This is a genomic window from Streptomyces sp. NPDC013317 (assembly GCF_055563155.1).
This window is the reverse complement of sequence record NZ_JBVHDX010000031.1, coordinates 1-5,834: the sequence shown is the minus strand read 5'-3', so window position 1 is coordinate 5,834 and position 5,834 is coordinate 1. Positions and strand designations below refer to the sequence as shown.

Genomic DNA, 5,834 nt, shown 5'->3' with positions numbered 1-5,834 from the left:
TTGTGGTCGTGGTCGTGATCCTGCGACTGCGGCGGTAACCGACCCGCAAACGACGAAGCCCCCGGAGCCTGAAGGCTCCGGGGGCTTTTTCGTGGTTGAGGTCGGCAGCCCCACCGGGTGGCCGGCCGCCGGGCTTCGCCCTCTGGCAGGCCCCCCGGCGTGACCGCCTAGTGGGTCAGGGTCGGCAGCCCCGACGAGTGGCCGGCCGCCGGGCTTCGCCCTCTGGCAGGCCCCTCCTCGTGACCGCCTCACGTAGGTGCCGCCCAGGAATCCGGCGCAGTCAGTCCGCTGCGCGGCCAATCCCCGGATTCCTGGGAGCGAGCTATGGCCCAACGCTTCGCTTATGGGCCGCCCGCCCGCCACTCCCTTCGGTCGCAACGGGACTACAAGGCCGCCAGGCGTGCCGCCTGTCGCCGCTCGCCAGCGGCCCGAAGTCGGGCCCGCTTCGCTTCGGCCCCTTCGGCCGCTCGGCGCGCCGAGTCCGGATCCAAGATCCGGCGCTCTAGCGCACGGGCGAGCCCGGCCGCGATGGCCGGGCCGTCGTTGACGCAGAGGAACCCAGCTCCGGAGGCGAGCCGGACCACGGGCCGCCGGACCGTCCGGTACCGGGTCGGTCCGGCATCGGTCAGGTACTGGGCTCCGGCGAGGCCGATCACGTTCGGGTACTTCGAACGGACCTGCCCGCCGCCTTTGGTCCGCCGGACGGTTGTCTGCCGGGTGACCCCTTGGGACTTGGCCAGCCGCCGCAGCGTGCGCGCGACGAACACCGCGTCAGCCGGGGCCAGCTCGACGCCCGCCGTCGCCTTCTCAAGTCCCCGGTAGCCCCAGAACCGGCCGGGCCCGCAGCCGGGTGCCTGCCACTCGGTGGGCACCTCGTTTTGGTACTCCTTCGCGCCGTACGAGCCGTGCTTGCTGAAGTAGATCGCCAGGCGGCGAGGGTCGGTCATCCGCTCGCCCTCCCGGAGGTCCACGCCCGTACCGGCCAGCGTGTGCCGCCGCCGCTGCTCGGGGTCCGGGTGGGCCACGATGTCCGCCCACGCGACCGACAGCCAGCGCCGGTACTCCAGTCCGTCACCGACCGCCGGGCGGTACCGGGTCTGGGTCATGCGCCGCAGCGCTCCGGCCGTGCCCTCCGGCTGAGGGCCCCACATGTGGATGTGGGGAGCCCCCCGACGCTGAAACTCCAGCTTCCAGATGCCGGGCCAGGCGAAGCCCCAGGCCCGTTCGAACCGCTTGTAGAACGTGGTCATGTGGCGCTTCACCGCCGCCCCAGTCGGCGCGACCGTCAGCCAGTCACCCGGATAGGTGAGCGTCGTCATGGGCAGCCGCAGCCCCATCCTGAGCAGCGGCTCATAGTCCAGCTCAGCCAGCGTGCGCGTCATGCGCGCCCGGCTCTTGGCCGACCAGGCGACCACCTCACGGGAGGGCTCCGGGTCCTCCGGGAACTCCCCGCCGTTCTCGGCGAGGTAGCGGGCCAGTTCCTCAGCCCGCTTGCGGGCCGACTCCTGAGTCCGCTCGGCAGTCCGCTCCCGCCGGGCCACGTCCGGCCATCCCATGGACACGACGCCGGGCGCGATGGTGAGGACCGGCCGGGGCCCTTCGTGGCCGTCCCAGCCTTCCCGCTTGGGCAGCAGACCGGCAGCAGCGGAGACCAGATCCGAGGTCGGGAAGCTGCGCGTCCGCGCGGCTCCCTGACCTGCGGGTTCGCTTACGCGGACAGTTATGGCACATGTAACAAGCCCCGCCGGGGCCGCGCCGTCGTCGGTGCGGGCCGCGCGCAACGCGGTGGCTCCCTGTGGAGCCAGGGGGGGTGTCTCTCGTACGCTGTTCAAAGCAACGTTTCCTGTCTCGGTGTCGTCGAGATCGGATGCGGGCGAGCCGGGACGGCAATCCCGGCTCGTTGCATTTCTGGGCCCTGATACTGCCCTACAACGACCGTGCGGCCCGCCGGAATTGCTCCGGCGGGCCGTCGGCGTGTCTAGGCGGCGAGGCCGTCTAGTTCGATCTGCCCCGCCATCGGGCGGGACTCTTCGAGCTGGGCGTAGGCCCGCTGAACGGTGGCGGGAGACCGGGTGGACACCCGGGCCGCCTCACGGATGGACAGGCCGTCCCGCCATGCCTGCTGAATCACCGCGTGAGCTTCCTCGGTGCCGAGGCGGCGACGCGGGGGGACAGGGGGAATCTCCAGGTGTCCCCCGCAGATGACCAGGGGCGATGCCTCCAGGGCGACCGGCTCAGGGTCGGGGGTGGACACCTGCGGGACAGGGGCGGCCGGAGGGGTGTCCCGCTCGATGGTCACCACCTCTACGGGGGCGGGTTCGGCATCGGCCACCAGGCCGTGAACCTGCCGCATGAGGACACCGAACGCGAGGAGCGCGGCAGTGGGCGGGACAGCCGCAACCACGTAGTCGAGGAGCGGGACAGCCGACGCGTCCCTGTCGCCGGTCACTCCGGCCACGTTGAGGACGATCGAGCCGACCGACCCGGCGGCCGTGATGCCGATGGCCCACCAGTCGGTTCGGCCCTGGAGTCCGGCGCGGAGCATCAGCAGCTCACCGCCGACGATGAACGCGTCCAGCGTCGCGGGCCAGGCCCACATGCGTTCGGTGGCGTGCCCGAGCCCGTGAGCGCGGGCCACTTCGGCGAGGTGGGCGTAGGAGAGCCAGAACGCCAGCGCCGTAAGGGCGACGATCACGACGCCCGCGCCGATGAGTGCGTACCGCTCGGCAGTCTGCTTGGTCATGGTCACTTCCCCTTCCGGCGGAGCGCGATGGTGAGGCCGATCCCGGCCGGGGCCGCCGCGCCGATCGCGGCGGCCGTTTCGGCGGCGAGCTTGAGCACCGCCAGGAGCACGCCCACGAGGCCGAGCAGCCCCGCGGAAACGGCGAAGGTGATCAGGCCGCCTATCAGCACGCGGTCCCAGGTCTCTTGCGTCATGCCGACACCTCCACGCTTCCGGCGAGGACGTACCGGCCCCGGCCGACCTTCACGGCCGTGCCGTCGTCGGTCAGCTCCAGGAGCCCCGCGTACACCTGCGACTTGCCGCGACCGGTCGAGACCTGAAGCTCAGCGGCGGACATGCCGCCCGCCGGGGCATCGGCCAGCGCGGCCCGGATCGCGTCCGGGACGCTCAGCTCATCCAGAGCGGGGGCCGGAGTGGCCGGCCGCCGGGCTTCGCCCTCTGGCAGGCCCCTCCTCGTGTCGTCCTCGTCGTCACCGTCGGCGGACCACGGCGGCCGAGTCGGCATCGGCGGAATGGGGGCCGGAGTGGCCGGCCGCCGGGCTTCGCCCTCTGGCAGGCCCCTCCTCGTGTCCGTCTCCGGGGCCGGACGCTCCGACACGTACGGCTGGAGCTTGCGGAATTGCTTCTCATTGATGAACGCGGCGCGGGTCTGCTCCGGCTCGTCGTGCTCGTCGTCGAGGAGGAGCAGCCAGCCCTTACCGGGGAGCCGGTGAGGCAACCAGCCCTCTCGGGTCAGGTCTTCGAAGACCAGCCGGGATTCCGACTGTCGCCGCATCTTGAGGGCGATCAGGGCCGACATCTGCGAGCGCAGCTCAGTCGGGAGGTTCGTGGACTTGGGGAACTGCGTGGCCCACCAGACGTAGATGCCGAAGGCCCGAGCCTGCTCCAGGAAGGTGAAGAACAGCTCCAGCTCATCCGCGTCCAGGTCACGGATCAGGGCCGCGCCCTCATCCACCATGACGATCCGGTCCGGGTGCTGCATCGAGGTGGGCCAGGTGCTCGTACCAAGGCTCTGCATCACGGCCGCCCGGCGCGGAAGCTCGACGTTCATGAACCAGCGCAGCCGAGCCTTGGCCGCGTCCGCCGTGGTGATCCGGACGTCTGCCTTGCCTTCGTAGTGCTGGGACTCGGTGCCCTGCTTGAGGTCCCACACCTCCAGGTCGGCATCCGCCGCCAGGATCACCGGCGCGGCGAGCACGCGCTGAGCCGAGGACTTGCCCGACCCCGACGCACCCACGATCAGGATGCGTTGCCGGAGGTCGATGGAGGTCCACTCCCCGAACGGGTCCATGGACAGCGGCGCAGGGTCCTTGATGCTCACCAGTCCCTTGGGCACCGGCCACGGCACGACCTTGCCGAGCGGATTGCGGACCGTGATGCGTACGACCGCCTTGTGTGCGGCGCTCGGGACCGGCTCCACTCGGACCGCACCCCGGCGGGTACCTAGGCCCGTCTCCAGGTCCTTGATGCGGGCCGTCAGCGCTTCCACGGTGAGCGAGCCGCCCAGGGTGACCCGGACGTCCACGCCCATCGGCGTGCGCTTGACCCTCCCCCGCTTGAGACCGGTCAGCTTCCGAGTCTCAGTCATGGCCCGCCAGCGGTCCGGCTGGAGGCGGATAGCCAGGCGCATCGGCATCCGCAGGCGAGCCGCCCACAGCCCGATACGCACGTAGCGGACGAAGGCGCGGGCGGCCCTTGCGAGAGCCTTGCCCGCCGCCCTTGCCAGGGCCCGGCGGCCCTTCTTGCCGATCACCCACAGCAGCAGGCAGCCGCCCACCGCCAGGAGCACGGCGACCCCTTGCGGGCCGAGATTCGACAGCAGCGCGCCGACCGTTTCCGGATCGCGGCTACTGTTCTCACCAGCACTGATGATCACGAGACATGCCTCTCGTTCGTCGGTGTGAGAGCCGTCTCGGGGGCCCTAATCCCCGGGGCGGCTCGCTTTGTTTTGTGTCACTGCGCGTGACATTCCGGCCGGAAGTTCCGGACGCTTGACAGCCTCGCGCGCATTATGCGCACGCGTGCGCGAGGCTCGGGCCGGAAGTTCCGGCCCGGACGATCACTTACGGCGACGCGGCGGCCGGGCCCAAATCTGGACGGTGGTGGTGGCGATCCCCGCCCACTCGGCCAAGGCCCGGACCGAGAAGTCTTCGAACCTCTCGGACCCCTCCAGGACGAGCGGCCGAAGCTCCGCGTCCACACGCGCCAGCTCGGCGCGGAGCCTCGCCCGGCGGGCCCCAAGTTCCTGGATCTTGGCCCGCATTGCTGCCTTCTCGGCCGCCTCATCAACCATGGGTGTGAGTGTGGCACACACCCACAGAGGACGCAAGGGGATTCCTCTGAAGCTCTAGACGGGCGCGTGAGGCTCCGGCGGAGCACCCCAAGACCTTGACCCCGGGCGGACCCTGACAGGCGCTCAGGCGGCCGCACAGGGGCCCGCACGGGGAAACTCTGCTCGCCCCTTGCCAAGGGGGCCGACTGCGGGCCGTGCGTGGGGAAAAGACAGAGGCTCCGCCGGGCTACCACAGCCCAGAGGGGAGGGGGGCTCCGTTGTGGTCTGCGGGTTCGTGGGTGGCCGAGGTAGTGAGGCTCTTGGGGGGTTCCCTCCGGCCACGACAGCGCCAGAGGCAAGCAGACCGCCCCGGGGGCCGCAAGCGACGAAAAGCGTGTCGCTTGCACCCCCCGAGTCGGCCCGCTAGGGCTTCGCCCGCTGCCGCGACCGGAGGGAACCCCCCAAGAGCCGGGGGGTGTGTTGCGGAGGCGGGGCGGGTGCGGGTTGCGTCGTTTTCGCAGGCCAACGGCCCGCCGAGTTTCGTCAGTTGACGTATCGAGCGGCCCTGAGTTCCGTCAGTTGTCGAAACGCGAGGGTCAGCCTGAATCGAGCGGCGCAAGCTGACACAGCCGGTATAGCCTGCTCTTGAGTGCTCAGGGTGAGCACACGAGAGGGGGACCGATGTACTTCCATGCAGAGGCCGTTCTAAGCGTCGGGTCCGTCGTTGTGGTCGTGGTCGTGATCCTGCGACTGCGGCGGTAACCGACCCGCAAACGACGAAGCCCCCGGAGCCTGAAGGCTCCGGGGGCTTTTTCGTGG

General features: G+C 70.7%; 5 protein-coding genes. All 5 read right to left on the bottom strand.

All coding sequences use genetic code 11. The features are described from left to right. Nucleotides 1-383 precede the first annotated feature (383 nt). The 5 genes from ACZ3IJ_RS36095 to ACZ3IJ_RS36075 all read right to left on the bottom strand — a co-directional run bounded on the left by ACZ3IJ_RS36095 (nt 384) and on the right by ACZ3IJ_RS36075 (nt 5,036). A complete protein-coding gene (locus ACZ3IJ_RS36095; RefSeq protein ID WP_467475452.1) occupies nt 384-1,781 on the bottom strand; it encodes a rolling circle replication-associated protein in 1,398 nt (465 codons plus the stop codon). Nucleotides 1,782-1,978: 197 nt separating this feature from the next. Continuing rightward, nucleotides 1,979-2,743 (bottom strand): DUF2637 domain-containing protein, encoded by a 765-nt coding sequence (locus tag ACZ3IJ_RS36090; protein WP_467475450.1) that lies wholly within the window; start codon nt 2,741-2,743, stop codon nt 1,979-1,981. 2 nt (nt 2,744-2,745) lie between these two features. Beyond that, nucleotides 2,746-2,937 carry a hypothetical protein gene (locus ACZ3IJ_RS36085; protein WP_467475448.1) on the bottom strand — a complete coding sequence of 64 codons (192 nt, stop codon included), beginning with the start codon at nt 2,935-2,937 and terminating at the stop codon, nt 2,746-2,748. Beyond that, a complete protein-coding gene (locus ACZ3IJ_RS36080; protein WP_467475446.1) occupies nt 2,934-4,532 on the bottom strand; it encodes an FtsK/SpoIIIE domain-containing protein in 1,599 nt (532 codons plus the stop codon). The genes ACZ3IJ_RS36085 and ACZ3IJ_RS36080 overlap by 4 nt, the downstream gene beginning before the upstream one ends. A gap of 270 nt (nt 4,533-4,802) precedes the next feature. Beyond that, entirely contained in the window at nt 4,803-5,036 is a 234-nt protein-coding gene (locus ACZ3IJ_RS36075; RefSeq protein WP_467475444.1) for a hypothetical protein, read from the bottom strand. Nucleotides 5,037-5,834: the final 798 nt, after the last annotated feature.